This window comes from Microbacterium daqui (genome assembly GCF_050408675.1).
GTDB lineage: Bacteria > Actinomycetota > Actinomycetes > Actinomycetales > Microbacteriaceae > Microbacterium.
Genome location: NZ_JBNTKF010000022.1, coordinates 14712 through 38163, shown reverse-complemented (window position 1 = coordinate 38163; position 23452 = coordinate 14712). Strand labels below are relative to the sequence as shown.

General features: G+C 63.8%; 24 protein-coding genes. 13 read left to right on the top strand and 11 right to left on the bottom strand.

The genetic code is table 11. The features are described from left to right. Nucleotides 1-94: 94 nt before the first annotated feature. Nucleotides 95-553 carry a hypothetical protein gene (locus ACQUSY_RS11405; RefSeq protein WP_428904597.1) on the bottom strand — a complete coding sequence of 153 codons (459 nt, stop codon included), beginning with the start codon at nt 551-553 and terminating at the stop codon, nt 95-97. A gap of 216 nt (nt 554-769) precedes the next feature. Here ACQUSY_RS11405 and ACQUSY_RS11400 point away from each other — a divergent pair, with 216 nt between their 5' ends. The 6 genes from ACQUSY_RS11400 (at nt 770) to ACQUSY_RS11375 (ending at nt 6664) form a co-directional block, all read left to right on the top strand. After that, complete coding sequence (locus tag ACQUSY_RS11400) at nt 770-1414, top strand: hypothetical protein (protein WP_428904596.1); 645 nt, start codon at nt 770-772, stop codon at nt 1412-1414. Between the two features lie 94 nt (nt 1415-1508). Further along, nucleotides 1509-3161: a circularly permuted type 2 ATP-grasp protein gene (locus tag ACQUSY_RS11395; RefSeq protein WP_428904595.1), complete on the top strand. Its 1653-nt coding sequence runs from the start codon at nt 1509-1511 to the stop codon at nt 3159-3161. After that, nucleotides 3155-4087, top strand: a complete 933-nt coding sequence (locus ACQUSY_RS11390; protein WP_428904594.1) for an alpha-E domain-containing protein — start codon at nt 3155-3157, stop codon at nt 4085-4087. Before ACQUSY_RS11395 ends, ACQUSY_RS11390 begins: the two co-directional genes overlap by 7 nt. Continuing rightward, nucleotides 4084-4929, top strand: coding sequence for a transglutaminase family protein (locus ACQUSY_RS11385; protein WP_428904593.1), 846 nt, complete (start codon nt 4084-4086; stop codon nt 4927-4929). Before ACQUSY_RS11390 ends, ACQUSY_RS11385 begins: the two co-directional genes overlap by 4 nt. 624 nt (nt 4930-5553) lie before the next feature. Continuing rightward, nucleotides 5554-6339 carry a tyrosine-type recombinase/integrase gene (locus ACQUSY_RS11380; protein ID WP_428904592.1) on the top strand — a complete coding sequence of 262 codons (786 nt, stop codon included), beginning with the start codon at nt 5554-5556 and terminating at the stop codon, nt 6337-6339. Then, on the top strand, nt 6329-6664 hold the full coding sequence (locus tag ACQUSY_RS11375; RefSeq protein WP_058631822.1) for a helix-turn-helix domain-containing protein: 336 nt from the start codon (nt 6329-6331) through the stop codon (nt 6662-6664). Before ACQUSY_RS11380 ends, ACQUSY_RS11375 begins: the two co-directional genes overlap by 11 nt. A 127-nt stretch (nt 6665-6791) precedes the next feature. On the opposite strand, the gene ACQUSY_RS11370 is transcribed toward ACQUSY_RS11375, so the two are convergent. Next, nucleotides 6792-7969 (bottom strand): IS3 family transposase gene (locus ACQUSY_RS11370; protein WP_428904599.1). Its coding sequence is split into 2 segments (ribosomal slippage): nt 6792-7687 and nt 7687-7969, totalling 1179 coding nucleotides; the frame shifts between segments, so codons are not numbered across the junction. 74 nt (nt 7970-8043) lie between these two features. Here ACQUSY_RS11370 and ACQUSY_RS11365 point away from each other — a divergent pair. Further along, nucleotides 8044-8427 carry a hypothetical protein gene (locus ACQUSY_RS11365; protein ID WP_428904591.1) on the top strand — a complete coding sequence of 128 codons (384 nt, stop codon included), beginning with the start codon at nt 8044-8046 and terminating at the stop codon, nt 8425-8427. Between the two features lie 36 nt (nt 8428-8463). On the opposite strand, the gene ACQUSY_RS11360 is transcribed toward ACQUSY_RS11365, so the two are convergent. From ACQUSY_RS11360 to cmtR, 5 genes are read right to left on the bottom strand one after another with little or no spacing between them, the layout of a single operon-like run. Continuing rightward, complete coding sequence (locus ACQUSY_RS11360) at nt 8464-8781, bottom strand: hypothetical protein (RefSeq protein WP_058631820.1); 318 nt, start codon at nt 8779-8781, stop codon at nt 8464-8466. 11 nt (nt 8782-8792) lie between these two features. Next, on the bottom strand, nt 8793-9323 hold the full coding sequence (locus tag ACQUSY_RS11355) for a signal peptidase II (protein WP_428904590.1): 531 nt from the start codon (nt 9321-9323) through the stop codon (nt 8793-8795). Continuing rightward, nucleotides 9320-9928 carry a cadmium resistance transporter gene (locus tag ACQUSY_RS11350; RefSeq protein ID WP_036297875.1) on the bottom strand — a complete coding sequence of 203 codons (609 nt, stop codon included), beginning with the start codon at nt 9926-9928 and terminating at the stop codon, nt 9320-9322. The genes ACQUSY_RS11355 and ACQUSY_RS11350 overlap by 4 nt, the downstream gene beginning before the upstream one ends. Next, nucleotides 9928-11844, bottom strand: coding sequence for a heavy metal translocating P-type ATPase (locus ACQUSY_RS11345; protein ID WP_036297919.1), 1917 nt, complete (start codon nt 11842-11844; stop codon nt 9928-9930). The genes ACQUSY_RS11350 and ACQUSY_RS11345 overlap by 1 nt, the downstream gene beginning before the upstream one ends. Next, nucleotides 11841-12200 (bottom strand): Cd(II)/Pb(II)-sensing metalloregulatory transcriptional regulator CmtR, encoded by a 360-nt coding sequence (gene cmtR, locus ACQUSY_RS11340; RefSeq protein WP_036297877.1) that lies wholly within the window; start codon nt 12198-12200, stop codon nt 11841-11843. Before cmtR ends, ACQUSY_RS11345 begins: the two co-directional genes overlap by 4 nt. Nucleotides 12201-12332: 132 nt before the next feature. Here cmtR and ACQUSY_RS11335 point away from each other — a divergent pair, with 132 nt between their 5' ends. Continuing rightward, nucleotides 12333-12602, top strand: a complete 270-nt coding sequence (locus ACQUSY_RS11335; RefSeq protein ID WP_428904589.1) for a hypothetical protein — start codon at nt 12333-12335, stop codon at nt 12600-12602. 22 nt (nt 12603-12624) lie between these two features. Further along, nucleotides 12625-13197 carry a GDSL-type esterase/lipase family protein gene (locus ACQUSY_RS11330; RefSeq protein WP_428904588.1) on the top strand — a complete coding sequence of 191 codons (573 nt, stop codon included), beginning with the start codon at nt 12625-12627 and terminating at the stop codon, nt 13195-13197. Between the two features lie 241 nt (nt 13198-13438). On the opposite strand, the gene ACQUSY_RS11325 is transcribed toward ACQUSY_RS11330, so the two are convergent. Next, a complete protein-coding gene (locus ACQUSY_RS11325) occupies nt 13439-14779 on the bottom strand; it encodes an MFS transporter (protein ID WP_428904587.1) in 1341 nt (446 codons plus the stop codon). Then, nucleotides 14776-15222, bottom strand: coding sequence for a MarR family winged helix-turn-helix transcriptional regulator (locus tag ACQUSY_RS11320; RefSeq protein ID WP_428904586.1), 447 nt, complete (start codon nt 15220-15222; stop codon nt 14776-14778). The genes ACQUSY_RS11325 and ACQUSY_RS11320 overlap by 4 nt, the downstream gene beginning before the upstream one ends. Nucleotides 15223-15720: 498 nt before the next feature. On the opposite strand from ACQUSY_RS11320, the gene ACQUSY_RS11315 reads away from it, so the two are divergent. Together ACQUSY_RS11315 and lplAB are read left to right on the top strand one after the other, a co-directional pair. Further along, nucleotides 15721-16572, top strand: coding sequence for an alpha/beta hydrolase (locus tag ACQUSY_RS11315; RefSeq protein WP_428904585.1), 852 nt, complete (start codon nt 15721-15723; stop codon nt 16570-16572). A gap of 22 nt (nt 16573-16594) precedes the next feature. Continuing rightward, nucleotides 16595-17644 (top strand): lipoate-protein ligase LplAB, encoded by a 1050-nt coding sequence (gene lplAB, locus ACQUSY_RS11310; protein ID WP_428904584.1) that lies wholly within the window; start codon nt 16595-16597, stop codon nt 17642-17644. Between the two features lie 6 nt (nt 17645-17650). Here lplAB and pgm read toward each other — a convergent pair whose 3' ends face one another. Then, nucleotides 17651-19294 (bottom strand): phosphoglucomutase (alpha-D-glucose-1,6-bisphosphate-dependent), encoded by a 1644-nt coding sequence (pgm, locus tag ACQUSY_RS11305; protein WP_428904583.1) that lies wholly within the window; start codon nt 19292-19294, stop codon nt 17651-17653. A gap of 89 nt (nt 19295-19383) precedes the next feature. Between pgm and pheA the strand changes: the two genes are divergently transcribed. Both pheA and ACQUSY_RS11295 read left to right on the top strand, forming a co-directional pair. After that, nucleotides 19384-20340: a prephenate dehydratase gene (gene pheA / locus ACQUSY_RS11300; protein ID WP_428904582.1), complete on the top strand. Its 957-nt coding sequence runs from the start codon at nt 19384-19386 to the stop codon at nt 20338-20340. A gap of 706 nt (nt 20341-21046) precedes the next feature. Beyond that, nucleotides 21047-22141: a helix-turn-helix domain-containing protein gene (locus ACQUSY_RS11295; protein ID WP_428904598.1), complete on the top strand. Its 1095-nt coding sequence runs from the start codon at nt 21047-21049 to the stop codon at nt 22139-22141. A gap of 237 nt (nt 22142-22378) precedes the next feature. On the opposite strand, the gene ACQUSY_RS11290 is transcribed toward ACQUSY_RS11295, so the two are convergent. After that, nucleotides 22379-23416: an LLM class flavin-dependent oxidoreductase gene (locus ACQUSY_RS11290; protein WP_428904581.1), complete on the bottom strand. Its 1038-nt coding sequence runs from the start codon at nt 23414-23416 to the stop codon at nt 22379-22381. Nucleotides 23417-23452: the final 36 nt, after the last annotated feature.

Sequence of the window (23452 nt, the reverse complement as noted above, 5' to 3'; positions counted from 1 at the left end):
CAACACAATGCGGAGCTTCTTCTCCGCCGGGATCGTCGGGGGACGACTCATGATGATTCAGACCTTTCAATAGGGGCGCTGCCTCAGCAACTAACTACCCCTGCCACATAGTCTGACGCGCGACATAATGGCCCAGATCAGCAAGCATCTGCTGCAGCTGCGCGACATCCGCGCCCACAGATTTCTCACCAATCGAGCGATACATCGGCACCGCACCCTGCGCGATCACGACCGGCCGCTCATCAACCAAATACAAGACGGCACCCTGCGAAACCTCATCGCCCGCGGCTACAGCCACCGACGTCACGACGCCCTGCGCACGGTTTTCACCAACCGGAACGGGCGTCCACTCGGCCACCGTGTTCAGGCTGATGCTCGAACCAACCTCACCACTCGTCACCCCAACATACGTAAACGGCGACGCCGTCAACGGATCCTCAGCCGGCTTCACAACCGTCAACACCGCCCACGCCGCAGCCGCACCCACCATCACCAACACAACACCAGCAACAACGCGCGAAACTACCTGCCCAGCTCGTTTACCCCTGGTCATGCATCCTCATCCACTCGTGCCGCGTGACGTTGCGTGAAGCCTACTTGAGGCTTCGTTTTAGTCTCCCTAGTTGCGTTGCAGACTACGTCATAGACCGAGCGGATTGCTCGATCATGTCTAAATCTTGACATTGCTCCCCCAGGTTTGTCACCATGGGGCACAATCGATAAGACGGCTCAAAGAGGAGAATCGTATGTGGCCCGAACCCGGTGTAGTTTGAATCGCTTCACATCTGGAGTTCTGATCGCTGTCTTCGGGCTTACCCTCGTGGCTTGCTCCGCAACCACGCCCGAAGACAGTGGTCTGCCGATGTCTTCGGGTGGTCCAACCGCCTACGACGGGGAGGCCACCTACGACGCCGATCTCGACCTGTGGCTAGCTGACGGTTGGCCGGTACCTGACCCTTCTGCAACATTTGACCCGGACGCGCCGTACATATCTCCGCAAGAGGCGAACACCAAGCTCATGGCATGTCTCAGCGAAAATGGCTGGGATCTCAAGGCCGAAGGTACGACGAGCTACTCCGGAAACGTTCCGCCGGAGCAGTGGGAGTCATATAAGAGGGATCTCAAGGATTGCCTGATTCAGAACCGCATTGGGATTGACCCCGCCCCGCCGCTCACGCCCGAGCTCGCACGCAACGAATACGAGGCCCAACAACAGACGCGCAGCTGCCTCGTTAGTCTCGGCCTCACACCACCGGAGTTGCCGAGTTACCCAGTCTATGAGGACTCATTACTGGTAGATCAAGTTGCGACCTCGATCTACGATCTTGCTTTGGAAGCGGGGCTCGACCTCACGACTGATCCCAGCTATCAAGGGAGTTGTCCCGACCCGATGAACACCTGGGGGCGGAACTAATGCGATGTGCGGGGCAGAACCACGTGGTTCCGCCCCGCACATCGCATTGGCGCCGTTCGAAAGCGCTTCCGACAGCAGGCATTAGGCTCCATTTATGGCAGATCTGTTTGACGGTTATGACGCAGTCACCCCGCGAACCACCGTGGGCGGTGTGCCGGCGTTCGATGAGATGTTTGAGAACGGCGACACGACAAAACCCCGCGCCCCCTATGCCGAATTGCATCGCACGCTTGCGGAGATGACGCAGGATGATTTGCGCGGCCGCACCGATGCGCTGGCGAAGTCTTATCTTGCGCAGGGTGTGACGTTCGACTTTGCAGGTGAGGAACGGCCGTTCCCGATCGACGCGGTGCCGCGCATCATTCAGTACGACGAGTGGTCGCGCATCGAGCAGGGCATCAAACAGCGTGTAAAGGCCCTCGAAGCATTCTTGGACGACGTTTACGGCCGCCAGAACGCGGTGCGCGATGGTGTGATTCCGGCGCGATTGATTGCGTCGAGCCAGTATTTCTACCGCCAGGCGGCGGGTATTCCCACGAGCAACGGTGTGCGCATTCACGTCTCCGGCATCGACCTGATTCGCGACGAGCACGGCGAAATGCGGGTGCTCGAAGACAACGTGCGCGTGCCGAGTGGTGTGAGCTATGTGATTTCGAACCGTCGGGTGATGGCGCAGACGCTGCCCGAGCTGTTCGTGTCGATGCGTATTCGCCCGGTCGGTGACTACCCGCACAAGTTGCTCGCATCGCTTCGGGCAGCGGCACCGCACGGTGTCGATGACCCGAACATCGTCGTGCTGACCCCGGGCGTCTACAACTCGGCCTACTTCGAACACACCCTGCTCGCGCGCCTCATGGGTGTCGAGCTGGTGGAGGGTCGCGACCTGTTCTGTGTCGGCGGCAAGGTGTTTATGCGCACGACCCGCGGACCCCGCCGCGTCGACGTGATCTACCGTCGCGTTGACGATGACTACCTGGACCCGCGCCAGTTCCGCGCCGACTCGATGCTGGGCTCGCCCGGCATTCTGCTCGCAGCGCGCCTCGGCAACGTCACGATCGCGAACGCGGTCGGCAACGGTGTCGCCGATGACAAGCTCGTCTACACGTACGTGCCCGACCTCATTCGCTACTACCTCGGTGAAGAGCCGCTGTTGAAGAACGTCGACACGTGGCGTTTGGAAGAGCCAAAGGCCCTGGAAGAGGTTCTCGACCGACTCGACGAACTCGTCGTGAAGCCGGTCGATGGTTCCGGTGGCAAAGGCCTCGTCGTCGGCCCTGATGCGTCGAAGCAAGAGCTCGATGAGCTGCGCAAGCGTCTGATCGCCGACCCGCGCGGCTGGATCGCCCAGCCCGTCGTGATGCTGTCGACGATTCCAACGCTCGTCGAGGATGGCGTTCGCCCCCGTCACGCTGACCTGCGCCCATTCGCCGTGAATGACGGTGAGGATGTCTGGGTGCTGCCGGGCGGCCTGACCCGTGTGGCGCTGCCGGAGGGTCGCCTGGTCGTGAACTCAAGTCAGGGAGGCGGGTCGAAAGACACCTGGATTACGGGTGGCGCGGCCCCGACGGCGACCGAATATCACTCGGAAGAATCGATCGCGGCGCTCGTGCAGGATCAGGCGTCGGTGCCGACGTCTGAGGCGGTCATTTACGAAGACCAGGGCGAGCCGATGCACTCACCGCAAGATGATGGTTCCGATCGCTCAGAACAACAGGAGCAGCAGCAACAGATGGAGGCATCATGCTGAGTCGTATTGCCGAGAGCCTGTTCTGGATCGGCCGCTACATTGAGCGTGCCGACGGTACCGCCCGCATTCTTGATGTGCACCTGCAACTGTTGTTGGAAGACCCGTGGATCCACGAGCCGACGGCCTGCCGTTCGCTGCTTGGCGTGATGGGGTCGGCGCCGGCTGACCCGACGGTTGAGGTCACTCGTCGTGACGTTTTGGCGACGCTCGCAATCGACCGCACCGCGCCGTCGAGCATCGCGTTTGCGCTGAATGCGGCGCGTGAAAATGCACGTCGTGCGCGTGAGATTGTGTCGACCGATCTCTGGGAGATTCTCAACACGACGAACGCCGGCATGCCGAAGCGCCTCTACAACGACCGGGCGCACGACTTCTTTCAGTGGGTGCGCGAGCGGTCGGCGTTGGCGGTCGGAACCGTGGACTCGTCGACGAGTCGGGATGAGGCTTGGCAATTCTTTATGTTGGGTCGTGCGATTGAACGCACCGACATGACGGCGCGGTTGCTTGCGACGCGGTCGCTGACGGAGGAGTCGGGGCCGAGCTGGACGACAATTCTGCGTTCGTGTGGTGCCTACGAAGCCTACGTGCGCACGTATCGCGGCATGCCGTCGAGCCGCAACGCGGCGGAGTTCTTGCTGCTGGATCGTCTGTTTCCGCGCTCGATCATCTACTCGATCTCGACGGCAGAGAACTGCATGAGCGAGATCGACCCGGGCCGTGACCGCGTCGGCCACTCGAACAGCGTGCTGCGTGCCCTCGGCCGCATGCGCAATGACCTGGAGTACAGCCCCATTTCGGAGATTCTGGCTGAATTGCCGGTGCACATGGAGCGGGTGCAAGCGGTGACCCGCGAGGCGTCGAACGCCATTCGTCAACGGTTCTTCCCCACGCAGGCCGAGCCGAGCTGGATCGGAGAGAACTCATGAAGCGCCTACGCATCGAACACATCACGGGGTTCCGGTATCCGACCGATGCGACCGCGTCGTACAACGAAGCCCGCATGATGCCGATCACGACAGATTCGCAGTTCGTGCTGACGAGTTCGCTCGACATTCAGCCCAATACATCGGTGAATCAGTACGTCGACTACTTCGGCACCCGTGTCGCGTCGTTCGACGTGCTGTCGCCGCACAGTGAGTTAAACATCACGGCGCGCAGCCTCGTTGAGGTGCGTGAGCGTCCGCTGGAACACCCGGATCTGACGTGGGACGAGCTGGCGGCTGACGCCGAGCGTTCGGTCGACACCGTTGAGAAGCTCATGCAGACGAACCGCACGGAACCACATGATGATGTGCGCGTGCTGGCTCGGGAGATTGCCAACAAGTACGACAATCCGTCGGAGGCCGCGCACGCGATTTGTGTCGCCGTGTACGACGCCGTCGAATATGTATCGGGTGTGACCGGAGTGCTGACCACGGCTGCGGAGGCGTGGGAGGCCCGCAAGGGTGTGTGCCAAGACATGGCGCACATCTCGATCGGCGCGCTGCGTTCGGTGGGTATTCCGGCGCGCTACGTTTCGGGATATTTGCACCCGAAGCCCAACGCTGAGGTGGGCGAGCCCGTCAAGGGCGAGTCGCACGCGTGGGTGGAGTGGTACGCCAACGGGTGGCGCGGGTTCGATCCGACGAACAACATCGAGATTGGCGATCGCCATGTGCTGGTGGGCCGCGGCCGCGACTACAACGACGTGCCGCCACTGCGTGGTGTGTTTGCCGGGCCCTCGAAGTCGCAGTTGTTCGTGACGGTGACGATCACGCGCGAGGCGTAGGCGGAGTGGCCGCTATGCGGTGATGGGTATTGCTGTAGACGCCAGGGTGATCCCTGAATGGTCGGCCGGGCGTTCTGGGGAAAATCAGCGGAAATTGCGGGTTGTCCTCCTCTGCGTCGCACCGGTTTCGTAACCCTCGCATGTTGCAGTGAATGCAACTGTCCGTGCTTGCAATCGATACCTATTCGGCTCCTTCGGTGTCGAAGTGTTCCGACCATAACAGCGTGATCTCGCGGATGCGGAGATCTGGGTTGACACAGTGATGCACTGTCCCATACTTTGTTGCATCTAATGCAAGATTTTTAGGCTTCTCCAGCGGCGCTTCGGCTGATCACGTCAGCATCGAACGTCGCACTGGCGAACCCGGAAGCGCAGGTTTTCAGTGCGATGATCGATGGTTGGCGGAACCAGCAGCTGTCGCGCGGGCTCCGTGAGCAGACGATCCGGAACCGGACGGCGACGGTGACACGGTTCCGTGATTTCGTGGACAAACCGCCTTGGAGGTGGACTGTCGCGGATGTGGATGAGTTCACTGCTCAGTCTGGCGGTCGCACTCGGACGTTGTCGACGATGCGCGCCAACCATGGGTCTATCCGTGGGTTCTGTGACTACCTCACGAACCCGTTGTACGACTGGATGGAGATCTGCGATCGCGAGTTTGGGGAGGTCCCTTCGCAGGTGTGCCTGCCGTGGAACACGGTGGCGCACCGGTTCGAGTTCGAAGGCGATGGGAAGCGTCGCCCGTTCACGTACGACGAGATCGAGCGCCTGTTCGATACGGCCGACGCCCGCGTCGAGCTGCTCGTGAGTTCCGGGCGAAAGGGTGCGCTCGGCGCGTTGCGGGATGCCCAGTTGCTGAAGACGGTCTACGCGTTCGGTCTGCGCCGCACTGAGGCGGTGATGCTCGATACCGTCGATTTGCACCACAACGCGAAGATGCGCCAGTGGGGCCGCTACGGCGCGGTCCACGTGCGATGGGCGAAGGCGGCGGGCGGTGGCGCGCCACGACGTCGCACGGTGCTGCTGGTGCCGGAATTCGACTGGTGGGTCCCCGGCATGCAGCAATGGCTCGAGCAGGCCCGGGCCCGTTTCGCGCCCGGAGACGGCCTCGACGCGCTCTGGGTGACCGAGCGCCGCACGCGTCTGTCTGCTGCGTATCTCGATCGGAGGTTCGCAGAGTTGCGTGATGAAGCCGGCCTGTCGAAGGACCTGACGTTGCACAGCCTCCGGCACTCCTATGTCACGCACCTTCTGGAGTTCGGGTACGCCGATCGATTCGTCCAAGAGCAGGTCGGGCATATGCATGCCTCGACGACCTCGATCTACGCCTCCGTCAGCTCGGACTACAAGAACCGTGTGCTCGCCGAAGCGCTGAAGGCCCTCATCGAAGGAGAAGCTGATGACCGTTGAGCTCGACACCGGCTGGAATCTGCGCAGCGTGATGGCGTCGCGCGGGATCTTCCAGACCTCCAAACTGAAACCCCTACTCGAAGAGCGCGGCATCGACCTGTCCCGGGAGCAGGTGTATCGGCTGGTGACTCAGCCGCCCCAGCGGGTGCGTCTCGACGTGTTGGCGGCGTTGTGCGATGCGCTGGAGTGCTCGCTCGACGATCTCGTGACGATCACTCGCCGGGAGGCCTCGACCCCGGTGGCGGTGGGTGAGGAGGCGACACGGGGGGCGATCGGTGATCTCCGTCCTGTTCGCGCGGCGATCCGTCGGCCGCGTACGAAGTAGCCGCGGTGGCCAAGCCTCCGCAGCTGCCGCGAGTCGCTGAAGTCGTCGCTCTCGTCCGCCCTCTCGTTCCCGAGATCTCTCCCGAGCGACTGGGTTTGATGTCGGTTGTGTTGACTCGGGTTTCTCTTCACGCCGCGAGTGCGACGCTGCCTACATTAACAACTTCAAACTCCGCTGGCGTCAGTCTGCCCAATCGACGCTGGCGACGTTTACGGTGATACTTCCCCTCGACCCAGGAAACGATCGCTAAACGAAGTTCTTCTCTGGTCGCCCACACCGTCCGATCAAGCACGTTCTTCTGCAGTAACGAGAAGAAGCTCTCCATCGCCGCGTTATCCCCGGCAGCACCCACACGCCCCATCGACCCCTGTAACTGATGCCGACGTAGCGCACCTTGGAAGTTTTGGGAACGAAATTGGCCGCCCCTGTCGGAGTGCACCACCGTCCCGACCGGACTATCGCGCTGTGTGACTGCGTTCTCAAGCGCCGTCACCGCAAGCGATGCCTGCATACGATCACCGATCGAGTAGCCCGCGATCCGGTTCGACCAGACGTCTTTCACCGCGCACATATACAAACGACCTTCGTTCGTCCATTGCTCCGTAATATCGGTCAGCCACAACCGGTTCGGGCCGTCTGCGGTGAACTCACGCTCAACCAGATCATCACCAACAGGCTCACCCGTCTTGAGGTTACGGCGCCTGCGTTTGGTGATCACTGAACGAATACCTGCTTGGTCGCACAGCCGCCATACGCGCCGCTCGGTGACGGCGTAGCCGAGGTCCTGCATCTCGTCAGTGAGGAATCGGTACCCGAACTCGGGGTCCTCAGTATGGAGCTTACGCAGCACCCCGATGAGCTGCTGATCATCAGCTTCGCGTTTCGACACTGGCTGTTTCACCCACTGGTAGTACGCCTGTTTTGAGAAACCGAGCACCCGGCACGCCACCACGATAGGCACCCGCACCGGGGCATCTTTCGCGGCCATTTCTTGGACGAGCGGGAACACTATTTTGGGGGCGTGATGTGGATCTGTGACAAATATGCGGCCGCACGCCTGAGCACTTCATTCTCTTGTTCGAGGAGCCTGTTACGGCGCATCAACTCACGGATCTGCGCATCCTCTGCCGGGGACACGTCTTTCGTTACGGGGAGGCCAGCATCTCGCCGGTCAGCGTCAGCCACCCATTTCGACAGCGCCGATTTCGAGACGCCAAGGTCGCGTCCCACTTCTCGTCGTGTTGCGCCCTGCCGCACTAACGCGACCGCGTCTTGTTTGAACTCTTCCGAGTATTTCGCCATGATGTACATCCTCCCTGCCAGCCCCGAAGAACTGGCGGACAAGAGTCAACCAAACCGACATCAGACCCGGTCTCCTCGTGGTGCTCTACGGGATCCAGCTGACCCGCATCGTCACGATCACCCGGGCACAGGTCGACACGAGCTCGCGGCCCGTGACGCTCACCGTCGGGGCCGAGCCGATCGAGGTCCCCGCGATCCTCGGCGACGCCATCGTCGAGCTCGTCGATGCCACAAAGGGCCATCCTGAAGGGTGGTTGTTCCCCGGCCGGAACCCGGGCCGTCACCTCACCCCGGGGCCGCTCAGCCGTCGCCTTCGCGCCGAAGGCCTGCTTGCCGGGAGCGCCCGCACGACAGCGCTCATCGAGCTCACCCGGCAACTGCATCCCCGGATCGTCTCGGATCTCCTCGGCATCACGACGGCATCCGCTGCCTCATGGTCGCGTCTCGCCGGTGGCGAGTAGTCCGATTACCCGGCTCTCCGCTCCACCCACCCCTGATCAAGCATCGCCCGTCAGAGCCGGGCCGGAAATCGCTTCGCGCAGTTGCTCGACGGTCGGAGAGCCTCCCAGCCCGGCAGGGGTACGGAACACCCGGCAGGCGAGCCCGACCGGCGTGTGCTCGTCGGCGAAGGGATCGACGCCGTCGACGAGGACGGTCGGTGACCCGTGGAATCCGAGGCGCTCGGCGTCCTCGGCGGTCTCGACCAACTGTCGTGTGACGCGGATATCTGATCGACCGTCGAGCAGCTCAGCAAGCCGGCGGTCGAGTACTTCCCAGTTCGGGCAGCCGTCGAAGTACTGCAGGGTGATCTCCAAGGTTGGCCCTCTCAGTTCTCGGTGCCGCGGAGCATCAGGAGCGCTCCGGCAATCGTAGCGGTGACGATCACGATGTCGGCGAGGTTCCCGATGAACCAGTTGCCGTAGGCGAGGAAGTCGACGACGTGCCCCCGGGCGAATCCTGGTTGGCGGAAAAGCCGGTCGCCGGCGTGCGAACCAGCGGCCCCGCCGAGCGCACCGATCACGATCGCCCACCCGGGGCGTCGGACCCGGAACGCGAACACGATCGCGGTGGCCGTGGCCGCGACGGCGATGAGAGCGAACACCCAGGTGAAGCTCTCCCCGAAGGAGAACGCCGCGCCGGGGTTGTACGCGAGCTGCAGGCCCAACAGGTCGCCGATCAGCGGGATGCGCTCGTGCTCCGACAGGGTGGCCTCGGCCCACACTTTCGTTCCCTGATCGATCACGACGACGACCACGGCGATCAGAAGCGCCCAGGCAGTGAGCCGCCAGCGTCCTCTCTGCGGACGCTCTCCCGACGCCGATGCCGACTCAACGTCGGTATTCGTGTCCGGGGTCATGCGAGGGCCTCGAAGAGACGGACGATAACGCCGGATTCAATGAGGATGAACAGGCCCAGGCCGATGAACACGACGGGGACGAGCCAGTGCTCGACACGTTCGAGCGTTTCGGTGACGGCCTTGTGGGTGCCGATCAGTCGCCCGGCAGCGCACCAGACGGCGACGAGGATCAGGAACACGACGATCATGACCGCGACGTCGCCGGGCGAGCTGGTGCGGAAGATCGGCGTGTAGAGGGAGATGTTGTCGGCCCCGTTGGCGATCGTGATCCCGGCGACCCCCCATAGTCCGACCGCGGTGATCTTGGAGTCGTCATCATCGTCGTCGCCGTTACGGCGCAGGCCGCGAATGAGCGTCCAGATGCCGATGCCGAGCGGGATCAGACCCAGGAAGCCGACCCATTCGTCCGGGACGATCGTGAGACCGAGCGCGGCGATCACGCTGATCACGACGAGTGTGATGAACCCGAGGTACTGGCCTGCGACGATCTGCCACGGTCGCGGCTTTCCCCGGCTGGAGGCGAGGAACAGCACGGTGAGCACGACGATGTCGTCGATGTTGGTCGCCGCGAACAGGCCGATCGCCGACCCGATGGTTGCGAGCATCAGCTTTCCATTCGTGGTGTGCGGGTGCGTGCGGCGCGCAGGCCGTTGAGGATCACGATGACCTCCGCGACCTCGTGGACCAGGACGACAGCCGCGAGCCCCAGGACCCCGAAGAGCGCGAGCGGGAGCAGTGCGGTGATGATCAGCAGGGACAGGATGATGTTCTGGTTGATGATCCGCCGGCCCCGCCGCGCGTGATCGAACGCCCGCGGGATGAGCCGCAGATCATGACCCGTGAAGGCCACGTCCGCAGACTCGATCGCCGCATCGGAGCCGGTCGCTCCCATCGCGATGCCGATGTCCGCGGACGCCAGGGCCGGGGCGTCGTTGATGCCGTCACCGATCATCGCGACCGATCCCGCCTTCGACAACTCGCCGATCGCGGTCGCCTTGTCCTCAGGGCGCAGCTCCGCGCGCACATCAGCGATCCCGGCCTGCGCAGCCAGCGCACGAGCGGTGCGGGCGTTGTCCCCGGTGAGCATCGTCATGCCGACGCCCTGATCCGCAAGCGTGCGGACCACCTCGGGGACTTCCGGACGCAGCTCGTCGCGGACGCCGATCGCCGCGACCGGTGCCTCGTCGCGGTGCACGATCACGACAGTCATGCCCTGCTCCTCAAGCCCTGCAACCCGGTCGCCGAGCTCGCCGGCGTCGAGCCAGCGGGGGCTGCCGACCGTGATACGAGCGCCATCGACGGTGCCGTCGATGCCGTGCCCGGCCTGCTCGGTCACATCCGCGGCCACGGGAACACCCGGGGCTGCAGCGGTGATCGCCGCCGCAAGGGGATGCGTGCTGTGCTGCTCCAGAGCCGCCGCCCAAGCCAGCGCCTGCTCCTCGGCAATGCCGTTCGCAGTGAGGACCGCGGTGACCGCGGGCTCGTTACGGGTCAGGGTGCCGGTCTTGTCGACCGCGACGTGCCGGACCGTGCCGAAGCGCTCGAAGACCGCGCCGGACTTGATGATCACGCCGAACTTGCTCGCCGCGCCGATCGCGGCAACGACCGTCAACGGCACCGAGATCGCCAGCGCGCACGGAGAGGCCGCTACCAGCACGACGAGCGCACGAGTGATCCATACCTCCGGGTCGCCCAGCAGTGACCCAATGATCGCGACGAGCGCTGCGAGAATCAGCACACCGGGTACGAGCGGGCGGGCGATCCGGTCCGCGAGACGCGCACGCTCGCCCTTCTCCGTCTGCGCTTTCTCGACCAACTCCACGATCGTCGTAAGCGAGTTATCGGTACCGGCCGCGGTCGCCTCGACCTCCAGCACGCCGGAGCTGTTAATCGCGCCGGCCGACACCGCGTCCCCGGGCTCGACCTCGACGGGGATCGACTCCCCGGTGATCGCCGAGGTGTCCAGGCTTGAGCGGCCAGAGCGGACGATCCCGTCGGTTGCGATCCGTTCGCCCGGGCGGACCACCATGACCTGGCCGACCGTCAACTCCCTCGCCGGCACCTGCGCAGAGACGCCGCTCTGCAGCACGGTCGCCGTCTCCGGCACGAGCTTCAGCAGCGCCCGCAGGCCGCCACGGGCACGGTCCATCGCCTTGTCCTCAAGCGCCTCAGCAATCGAGTACAAGAACGCCAGAGCAGCGGCCTCCTCCACATAGCCGAGGATGACCGCGCCGATCGCGCTGATCGTCATCAGCAGCCCGATCCCGAGCTTGCCCTTGAACAGCTTCCGAATCGCGCCAGGAGTGAACGTCGACGCGCCCAGCAGCAGGCCGATCCAGAACAGTACGAGCGCCGGGATCTCGAGCCCGGACCATTCAAGGATCAGACCAGCCAGGAACGCGACACCGGAGAAGACCGGCACCATGATCCCACGGTCCCTCCACCAGGGCCGCTCCACCTCTTCGGTCTCATCCTCCGCCGCAGTGGCAGGCTCGTGCTCGCAGCTACACGCCGCGCTCACGCGTCCGCCCCTGTACCGCAGCAGCCCGGCACCGTGCACGACGAGTCCACACACGGCGCGTGCTCATCGACCGCCAGCGTCACATCCACGAGCGCGACGAGCGCAGCCGCAAGATGCGGGTCAGCGATCTCGTAGCGCGTCTGGCGACCCTCAGGCTCGGCGACCACGATCCCGCAGTCACGCAGGCACGTCAGGTGGTTCGAGACGTTCGAGCGGGTCAGCTCCAGCTCGCGCGAGAGCACGGCCGGATAGCTCGGGGCGTTCAGCAGAGTCATCAAGATCCGGGAGCGCGTCGGGTCCGCCATGGCCCGGCCGAGCCGGTTCATGACGTCGAGGCGCGAAGCAATAGTCAGCATGTACTGAACTATACAGCAAGCGCTGATCAATCATTGGTGATCAGTGCCCCACCATTCATTGGGAGAAGAGTCGGAAGCCGCTGAATATGCAACTCAGCAACAATCGGCGCTACAAGTAGCTGTCATGGATGCATGACTCGTCGCGCAGCGCAAGGGGCGCTCCAGCATACGACTCGTCGCCGGAGGTGGCGTCGCATCGTCGTGCGCTGGGTTGCGGTCGTCGCGGCGACGGTAGCGTCGGCTCTGGCTGGCTATGGGGTCGCTTATGCGGTGGATCACATCGATGATCCGGAGGGTATGCGGAGTGTGGACCTTGTGTTTACTCCCGCCCCGGTCTGCACGCCTGAACCGCTACCGACGGTGCTGATTTCGGGTAGTTCGACGATGCAGGAGTGGGGCTGAATCGGCCAGCGATTTGGCTCCCATGAATACCGTGAACATCGGTATTGGAGCGACGACGATGCGGGATCAGCTGCTATATCTGGGTCCGATCGTCACAAAGTTTGAGCCGGATGCCATCGTGTTGTTCGCCGGAGCGAATGACCTCGCCGTGAAGGGCAATGGCTATGCGGATCGAGTCGTTGAGATGGTCGGTGAGTACGTCACGTCGGCAGAACAGTTGTTGCCGGGTACCGTCGTGTATTTCGTCTCGATCAATACCGCGCCGTCTCGAGCGGGCAACGCCCCCGCGATCGACAAGGTGAATGCAGCCGTGGCGCAAATGGCGACGACTGACGGCACCCTCCGGTACGTCGAAACCAATGCAGCACTGTTGGGTGCCGATGGCAAGCCCGACCCCAGTAAGTTTCAGGCCGATGCGCTGCACCTAAATGATGCCGGCTATGAAGTATTCGGCAAGCTCATTGAAGAGCGCTTGGTCGCTGACGGCTTCGCAACCTCGGACTGTGTCTTCCCAGACGGAACCATTGCGCCCGATAGCGGGGACGGTGACGTCTCCGAGAATGATGATGAAGCGGTTACGGCCGACGCTCGTTGAGCGCACCTAACTCGATGCAATACACTTCTTGCCTGTTCGTTGAGTAAAGCGGTGTTGCGAGGGAAACGAAACGCGCCGACTGGATCTTGATGGCTGAGGTGTTTCGGCTGGGTCACCGTGGCTGCGCGTCCTCGCTCAACGGCCGGGGCGCGCTAAACGGGCGGCGGATTCGCTTATCGGGCGAAGCCCCGTCGAGCACGCTCACGGAGCCCCCGCGGGGCGAACGACGTAGTCAACCTCGCTAGATGCGGCGGTCTGAATCCTTGCGGGGGAGGCCGATCGGGGTCGTCGCGGCGACCTCGTCGCTGAACTCCGCGGGAGCGACGACCGAGATCGGGCGGGTCTGATCCAGCGTCAGGCGGAAGCGCCGCTCCTCGTGACGGTGCAAACGACCCGACATGATGAGCCACGTGAGGCCAATCGCAAACGCGATCAATCCCGCAACCGCACCCACGCCGATGGCAACGCGCGGGCCGAACTGGTCAGAGACCCAGCCCACAATCGGCGCACCAATCGGGGTTCCACCCATGATGACCGCCATGTAGAGCGCGAGCACCCGGCCACGAAGCGCTGGATCCGTCGTTGTCTGTACGTAGCCGTTGGCCGTGGTCATGATCGTTACGACACAGAATCCGACGGCGGTCAACGATGCCGCGTACGTCCAGTACCCGGGCATGATGGCCGACAGTCCCATCGCCGCGGCGAAGAACCCAGCGCCGACGATCACGACGCGAATCCGCGCACGATCGCGACGCGCAGCAAGCAGGGCCCCGGCGAGTGAACCGATCGCGAGAATCGAGCTCAGCAGACCAAACCCGTCAGCTTCCTTGCCAAACTCGAGCGCCATGGTCGACGCGTAAATCGGGAAGTTCATGCCAAACGCACCCAGCAAGAACACCATCGCGAACGTCACCACGAGGTCACTGCGTTTGGAGACATAACGGAATCCGTCGGCAAGACGACCGCCGCCCGCATCCTTCGCGCGCGGCACGAGCTCATTCATTCGAATCGTCAACAGTGCCACGATCATCGCCATGAATGTCACCGCGTTGATCAAGAACACGAGGCCGTTTCCGACGACAACCACCACGATGCCAGCGGCAGCCGGGCCGAGCATGCGCGCAGCGTTAAACGACGCCGCGTTCAAAGCGACAGCATTCGACGCGTTCTCACGCGAAACGAGGTCAGAAACGAATGCCTGGCGAGCCGGGTTATCAAAGGCAGCGACGGTTCCGGTGATCAGCGCGAAGCCGTACATCATGGGCAACGTTGCCACGTCCATAATCAGTAGCACACCCATCGTGGCACCCAGCAACGCGAGCAAAACCTGCGTCACAATCAACAGGTTCCGGCGGTTGAATTTGTCGGCAACCCAACCGGTCACGCCCACCAAGAGCAGCGGCGGACCGAATTGCAGCGCCATCGTGATGCCCATCGCCGTGGCGTCGTTGTCGGTCAGTGCTGTGAGCACAACCCAGCTGATCGCCGTTGCCTGCATCCACGCGCCAATGTTCGACACAAGCGCGCCGATAAACCACACGCGGTAGTTGAATGACGAGAACGAACGGAACATGGCACTCATCGGTCGGCCAACTTTCGCATGATGGGTGCTGCCTGCAGCAGGATGTCGCGCTCCGCCTGGCTCAGCTCGCCGAACCCATCGTCGAGCCACGCGTCACGCTTGCGCACGGTATCGGTGACGACGGCGCGACCAGCGTCGGTGAGGGAAATGTTCACCTTGCGACGATCGTCAGCGTCTGCCGTGCGCGTGACAAATCCCAGCTCCTCCAGACCGTTGACTGTGCGCGTCATCGACGGCGCAGAAATACGGTCGCGGTCGGCAAGTTCGGAGAGCGTGTGATCGCCATACATGCTCAATACCGCCAGCACGTTGAACTGCGCATCGCTCATCGAGTCAATCGCGCGGTGCGCGCGCAGACGTCGGGCGAGACGGAACGTCGCCATGCGGATTCGGGCTGCCGGCGTCGCGTTCTCGGGGATCGGAGGGTGCGCAGCATTCGTCATCAGGATAGTTAGCTTAGCTCATTAGTTTTGCTAAGTAAATCGGAGTGAGGCACAGTCGTGCCGCCGATCGTGTCGGCAGAGCTCGGCCGCTGGGCCGGAGCCGTCGGCTGCGTCGGCATCGCCGTCGACCGCCATACTGCGGCGGTCGACGCGTAACCCGTTGGCGTCGCGCATCCCCGATCGAAGCTTCCATGTTTGTCAACCGTTTTCAGTCCTGCACGAGTAGTTGCCCCCACGTGCCGAAAAACACGCCGAGTCGTGGGTTTTCGTGATTTCACTCGTGCATAACAGAAACGACGCGTGCTCGGTCACGAACTGCGCCGCGATCACAACGACGAGCGGCAGCCAGTCCGCGCCCGCCCAGAGTCCATAGCCAATTGCGAGAGTGACTCCGATGAGAACGCACGGCGATGACGCCCGCCTATGACAGCACGGCAGAGAACTCGCCGAACGGAAACGCCATGACCAATGCGAATGCGACCCCCTAGACTCGTCTGCATGGCTGAGTTCATTGATGCGCACGGTATTGCGATCATCTACGACGTTCATCCCGCTGATGGCCCGGTGCGCGGCGTCGTGCAGTTGGCTCATGGCCTCGGCGAACACGCGGGTCGATACGGGTCACTGATCGCGGCGCTGACCGGCGCTGGCTACACCGTCTACGCCGACGACCACCGCGGCCACGGCCGCACCGGCATGAAGCAGCACGGCGGTAAGGTCGACAAACTCGGAACGCTCGGCCCGGGCGGACTCCGCGCCACCCAAGCCGCGATGTGGCAGTTCACTGAACTCATCCGCGCGGAGAACCCGGGGGTCCCGCTGATCCTGATCGGCCACTCGTGGGGTTCGTTCCTGTCGCAGTGGCTCCTCAACCGCCATGCCGAAGCCTTCGATGCCGTCGTGCTTTCTGGTTCCGCTCTCCTCACACCCACCAGCCTTAATGCGCTGCCGCTCAACCGTGCCTTCGACGGCCCACATGCGACCGGGTTGGAGTGGCTGGCGACAGATGAGGCCATCTGGAGTGAGTTTCGCGCAGACCCGCTCACGACCGAGAAGCCGCTGCTGAAGCTGTTCGGTTTCGCCGACGCGATGCGCATCTACGAACTGCCCGCGAAGCGCCTGCCGCGCGACGTTCCTGTGCTGCTGATGGTGGGTTCCGACGACCCGGTTGGTGGCCCCGTGAGCGTGCACAAGCTGGCGAAGGCGTATCGGGAGCGTTCGGGACTCACCGACATCACGACGCTCGTGTACCCCGACGACCGCCACGAGATTTTCAACGAGAAGGATCAAGAGAACGTGCGCGGCGATCTGCTGGCCTGGCTCGATCGGCGGATTTCACCCGCCCCGTAGACCGCGCCAGTAGGCTGGGTTTATGCACGGAGAATATAAAGTCCCAGGCGGAAAACTCGTCGTCGTTGACTTCGATGTCGCAGACGGCGTCATCACCGACTTTCACCTCGCCGGTGACTTTTTTCTCGAGCCCGACGACGCGCTGATCGACATCAACGCCGCCGTGAACGGTCTCGACGTGAAGACCGACGCATCGGGCATCGCCGCGGCCGTGCGCGCCGCGCTTCCCGAGGGTGCCCAACTTCTCGGATTCACGCCGGAGGCGGTCGGAACCGCGGTGCGGCGTGCGCTGGTGACGGCCCCCGGGTGGAAGGACTTCACCTGGGAGGTCGTGCACGACGAGGCCATTTCGCCCCGCATGAACCTCGCACTCGACGAAGTGCTCACCGGCCGCGTTGGTGACGGACGCCGTCAGCCCACGCTGCGCATCTGGGAGTGGAACGAGTCTGCCGTTGTCCTCGGCTCCTTCCAATCGCTGCGCAACGAGGTCGACCCGGAGGGTGCGACCCGCCACGGCTTCGACGTCGTGCGTCGCATCTCCGGCGGCGGCGCGATGATGATGGGCGCGGGCCAGATCATCACGTACTCGCTATACGTTCCGGCCGAGCTCGTCTCTGGTATGACCTTCGCCGACTCGTACGCGTTTCTTGACGACTGGGTGCTGCAGGGTCTGCGCGCGCTCGGCATCGATGCGACCTACCAGCCGCTCAACGACATCGCGAGCCCCAAGGGAAAGATCGGCGGCGCCGCGCAAAAGCGTCTCGCGAACGGTGGCGTGCTGCACCACGCGACGCTCAGCTACGACATGGACGGTCAGATGATGACCGAGGTGCTCCGCATTGGCCGCGAAAAGCTGTCGGATAAGGGAACCACGTCTGCCGCAAAGCGCGTTGACCCGCTGCGTTCACAGACCGGCATGAGCCGCGACGACATCATCACCGCGCTCATTTCGACGTTCCAGTCGCTCACGGGTGCGACGATGGGCCACATTTCTGAAGACGAATACGCCGAGGCTCAGGCGCTCGTCGAGTCCAAGTTCTCGACCGAGGCCTGGCTCAAGCGCGTTCCGTAAGCGAGGTCAAGCCCCGTTGAGGGCGGCGGAGACGACGGCGCGGGCCCGCTCTTGCACCTCGGCGAGGTGTTCGGGGCCGCGGAGCGACTCGGCGTAGAGCTTGTAGACGTCTTCGGTGCCCGACGGACGCGCCGCAAACCACGCGTTCGCGGTCTGCACCTTGAGGCCACCAATGGCGGCACTGTTGCCCGGCGCATGCGAAAGCTTCGCGACGATGGGTTCGCCAGCAAGCTCAGTCGCCGACACCGCGTCGGGGGAGAGCTGTGCGAGCACCTTCTTCTGCGCGGGCGTCGCCGGAGCGTCAACGCGCTGGTAGGCGCTCGACCCGAACTGCTTCTCTAGGTCGGCATAGCGCTGCGACGGCGTCTGCTTCGTCACGGCAATGATTTCGGCGGCGAGCAGACACAGCAAAATGCCGTCTTTATCGGTAGTCCAGACGGAACCATCAGCACGTAAGAAGGAGGCTCCGGCAGATTCTTCACCACCGAAAGCGACGGAACCATCGAGCAGGCCCGGCACGAACCACTTGAAACCGACGGGTACTTCCCACAGTCGGCGGCCGAGTGCGTCGGCGACCTTGTCAATGATCATGCTTGACACCAGGGTCTTGCCGATCGCCGCGTCAGCGCGCCAGTTCGGGCGGTGCGTGTAGAGGTATTCGATCGCAACCGCGAGGTAGTGGTTGGGGTTCATGAGGCCGGCGTCGGGCGTGACGATTCCGTGGCGGTCAGCGTCAGCGTCGTTACCGGTCAGCACATCAAACTCATCGCGACGAGCGACGAGAGCTGCCATCGCCGAGGGTGACGACGGATCCATGCGAATCTTTTCGTCCCAGTCGAGCGTCATGAACGCCCAGGTTGGGTCAACGTCTGGGTTCACGACCGTGATGTCGACGCCGTGCACATCGGCAATGTGTGACCAGTAGTCAACGCTGGCGCCACCCAGCGGATCAGCGCCAATGCGCACGCCCGCGCTACGGATTGCGTCGAGGTCGATGATCGTCGCAAGGTCACGCACGTAGGTATCGCGGAAGTCGTAGAAACCGGTGTCTCCCGGTGCGAAGTCAGCGGTGCGCACGCGCTTGACGTCGACGAGCCCACCTTCAATGAGAGCGTTCGCGCGGTCGGCGATCCAGCCGGTTGCGTCAGTGTCAGCGGGCCCACCGTGCGGTGGGTTGTACTTGAAGCCGCCATCGGCGGGCGGGTTATGTGACGGTGTCACGACAATGCCGTCGGCGAGGGTCGCGTCATCAGCAGCCTTGCCGGCGTTGTGCGTGAGAATCGCGTGGCTGAGCGCCGGTGTCGGTACGTAAGACTCACGCGAATCCTGCAACACGTCGATGCCGTTACCGACGAGCACCTCAACGGCGGTGCGCTCAGCCGGCAGGCTCAGCGCGTGAGTGTCACGACCGATAAACAGCGGCCCGGTGATGCCCTGCGTCGCGCGGTAGTCCACGATGGCCTGCGTCGTGGCGAGAATATGTGCCTCGTTGAACGAAGCCGAAAGCGATGATCCTCGGTGACCACTGGTTCCGAATGCCACCCGCTGTGTTGCAACCGTGGGGTCAGGGGAGATGTCGTAGTACGCCGCAATCAGTGCGTCTACGTCGATGAGGTCTGAAGGCTGTGCCGGCTGTCCTGCGCGCGTCATAGTGCCAGTCTGCCCGTCCTTTGCGCCGGGCGCACCTTGAAAGACGCTGATCGTGGGAATGCACCGGTAATTCTCACTAGGCTGATGCCATGTCTGCAGAGTCTGAGCCCGGTCGTCGCACGTATAGCTACCTGGGCCCCGCCGGAACCTTTACCGAGGCGGCACTGCAGCAGGTTCCCGAAGCCAAGGGTCAGATTTGGCGCCCCGTGCACAATGCCGGTGAGGCGTTCGCCGACGTGATCGAGGGGCGCAGCGACGCTGCCATGATCGCGATTGAGAACTCGATCGAGGGTGGCGTTTCGACGACGCAAGACGCCCTGGCCACCCTTCCGGGCCTCCGTATCATTGGCGAGTACCTGGTTCCGGTCAACTTTGTTTTGGTGGCGCCCCGCGGCACCACGCTCGCCGATGTCGCCACGATTGCCGCGCACCCCGTGGCCTATGCGCAGTGCCACGGGTGGCTGGGTGAGCACCTCCCGCAACACCAGCATGTGCCCGCCGCGAGCAATGTTGCTGGCCCGATCGGCGTGCTCGATGGCACCCTGCCCGCGCAGGCTGCCATCGCCCCTCCCGGCATCACCGAGCACTACGACCTTGACGTGCTCGCGACTGACATCGGTGACAACACGAACGCCGTCACGCGCTTCGTGCTCGTGACGCGCACCACGACCCCTGCACCGCCGACCGGCGCCGACAAGACGTCGATCATTGCCGAGCTTCCCGATGACCGCCCGGGTGCCCTGCTCGCCCTCCTTGAGCAGTTCTCGGCTCGCGGCATCAACCTCAGCCTCATCGAATCGCGCCCCATCGGTGACGCCCTCGGCCGCTACCGCTTCGTCATTGACGCCGATGGTCACATTCAAGACGCCCGCATGGCCGAAGCGCTCATGGGTCTTCGCCGCTTCAGCCCACGCGTCGTCTTCCTGGGGTCGTACCCGCGCGCTGACCGCGTCATCGTGCAACACGACGATGAGTTCTCTGACGACGTGTTCATCGAAGCTCGCGAATGGCTTGACGCCCTCCTGCTCGGCAAACCGGTCGATTAAGTGGTCACGGGAGAACGAGTGCAGCAACCTGACGAGGCCGTCACGAGCGATGTGACAGAACCACTTTCGGTCGCCCAGCAGGAGAGCGAACGCGACGTTCACGCACGCCGGTACATCACGACCGTCATCGGTTTCCTCGATGCCGGCGATGTCGCTGGCGCGGAGAAAGCGCTGCGCGGGATCGCGTTCTCGGAGTTGCTCATGAACGCTGGCGATCTGCACGCCGCCTTTCGACAGTTGTCGCTCACGGTTCCGGTCGGAAGCCTGGCGACGCCCGACCGCCCGGCACTGCTGCTGGCGCTCGCATTTGCGCGCCGTGAGGCAACCGGTCACCTGGAGGCACTGGTTCCGCTGCTCATCGCGGCAGCAGCCGGACTCCGCAAGCAAACCGCAGTCGCACCCGAAGAGCGCGCNAACCGGTCACCTGGAGGCACTGGTTCCGCTGCTCATCGCGGCAGCAGCCGGACTCCGCAAGCAAACCGCAGTCGCACCCGAAGAGCGCGCCCGCGACCTGTCGCTCGCGGCGCTCTGCCTCCACCTCGCTCAGCAAACCCGCGAATGTGTCGAAGTAACGCGCCGCGGCGCCGACCTGGTGCGGGGTTTCACGTTCAACCAAGATGACGGCGCCGCGGCCGTTGTCGGGGTGGCAGCCGCCGATCTCGCGATCTCGTTCTTCCTGAATGACCGCGTCGCCGAAGCCGCCTCGATGTGGCGATGGGTGCGCGAGCACACCGTCGACCCGCGCGTGCCGCGGCTCATGCAGGCCGAGTGGGGAATCTCGGTCGTCGGCGTTCTTATCGGTGACCGCTCGCAGGTCTCGCCGCTCGCCGCGGCAACCCTCGAGGTTCCGCTCACGCCTCCCGAGGTTGCCGCGCAACCGCGTGACCCGTGGTGGCTCATGGTGGCGACAGCGCGCGCCTGGGCGGCCGCTGACCGTGGCGACATCGTTGACGCCCTCGCGCTCACGCAGGCCGCGGTGTCGGCATCGCCGACGCCCGCCGTTTGTGGCCCGCTCGGACTCGTGCACTGTGCCGCCCTCATCCTGAACGATCGGGGGAGTAGCGCGCTCGCATTCATCGATGAGCAACTGACGTTTCTCTCGGAACACGGTGCGGCGAGCACCGCTCCACGCCTTGCTGCGATCGGCATCGTCACGGCCGGCATCGCCGGTGACCGGGCGCTGCAATCGCGCTTTGCCGACATGGTCGTTGACTATCCCGGGCCGCGCAATCTCGCGCTCGCGACTGCAGCCATGATCAGCGGCGACGAGCGCGCCACGGTGAGTGAACCGTCGCTGTACTCGGACGACGTTTTCGGCCCGCGCTGGCGCGCGCTGTACTGGACGATCTTCGCCGCCATCCACGCCCAACACGGCAACCGCGCAATGGCGGTGGAAGGACTGCGGAACCTACTGCCGCTGATCGAGAGACATCACCTTGCGCTGTGGTTGCGGCTGATTCCGCAACCCGCGCTCGACACGCTCCGACTAGCGGTGGCCGCGAGCGACCTCGCCTTCATGCGCGACATGCTTCCCACGCACGCCAGCATCACCGTGGTTCCACACGTCGAATTCACCGCGCGCGAAGAAGAAATCCTGCGCTTCATTGGCCAGGGATTCACAAACGCGCAGATCGCCGCCGAGCTGTACATCTCGCCCAACACCGTGAAATTTCACATCGCGAAATTGCTGAAACGACTAGGTGTTTCTTCCCGCGACGAGGCGGCAACGATCGGCGCGGCGCTGTTGCGACGTCGTATCGGCCGCATCGGAAAATCAGGGTTCACGACACCCAAATATTAGGGTCGGGTAGTCGGGGTGGGTAGTTTCTAAACGTCCGCGCTGACCAGCGGAAACCGCGTGGTGTGATTGACTCACAAAATGCGCGGAGAGCCTCCCCGAACGCTCCCGCGCGAGCCGGTTCTGTCCCTGGGCTGGCCGGACTGCATACAGTCCAAACCCGATGCTGTTCCCCTGCGCATCGGGCCGATCGACCCGCGTCAAATTCCCCCCTATTTTTGATGCGGGTCGATCCTTCTTTTACACGCCAGTGATGAGACGCAGGGTCTGCTCGCGGCCGAATGACGTCGCGCGATCTTCTGCGTCGTAGGCGCCGGCAACCGGAACCACCATGACTTCGTCGACGCCGTGCTGCGCGGCGAATGCCGCAAGCTCCGTACGCACCGTCTCACCGGTTCCGATCATCCAGCGGCTCCGCACGCCCTCCATGGCTTCGCGCTCGCGGTCGCTCACGGTTTCGAGTGCCGCCTGCGCCTCTTCAACTGTTTCGAGCGCGGTGAGGGGCTGGTTGAGGCGCAGCTTCGCGAACATCCGCATTTGCGGGAGCGCACGCGCCTGGGCTTCGTCAAGCGTGGGAGCGGCGACCACGTTCGTGGTGAGGAAGGTGCGCGGGGCGTCGAGCACGGCCGACGGCTGAAACTGCGTGCGGTAGAGGTCGAGCGCACGCTCGAGACCCTGGCCGGAGAAGTGATTGGCGAAGACATACGGCAAGCCAAACTGCGCGGCCAGCATCGCGGAGTAGTCACTGGAACCCAGAAGCCAGATCTCGGGGGAGCTCGCGGCGCTGGGCGTTGCGTGCACGGCATACTCTCCGCCGCTCGTGAACCGCATCGTCGCGCCTTCGGGGCTCATGATCGCGGCGATATCAGCCACGTGCTGCGGGAAGCGGTCGACATCGCTCGTCGCACCCGACTGGCGCAGCAGGTGGGTGACGACGGGGTCGCTGCCCGGCGCTCGGCCGATACCGAGGTCGATGCGCCCCGGTGCCATGGCCTCCAGCGTCGCGAACTGTTCGGCGACGATGAGTGGTGCGTGGTTCGGGAGCATGACGCCACCGGAGCCCACACGAATGCGCTGCGTGCGTGACGCTGCCGCCGCGATCAATACCGCCGGTGACGTCGAAGCAACGGCCGGCATGTTGTGGTGCTCAGCGAACCAATAGCGCGCGTAGCCCAGCTCATCAGCGAGCGTGGCGAGCGCCATCGAAGCGGCCACCGCCTGTGCGGAGGTTTGCCCGGTGCGAACGGAAACAAGATCGAGAACTGAGTAGGTAACCATCGCTAGGAGTAACGCATTGTGATGGCCGAAGATTCC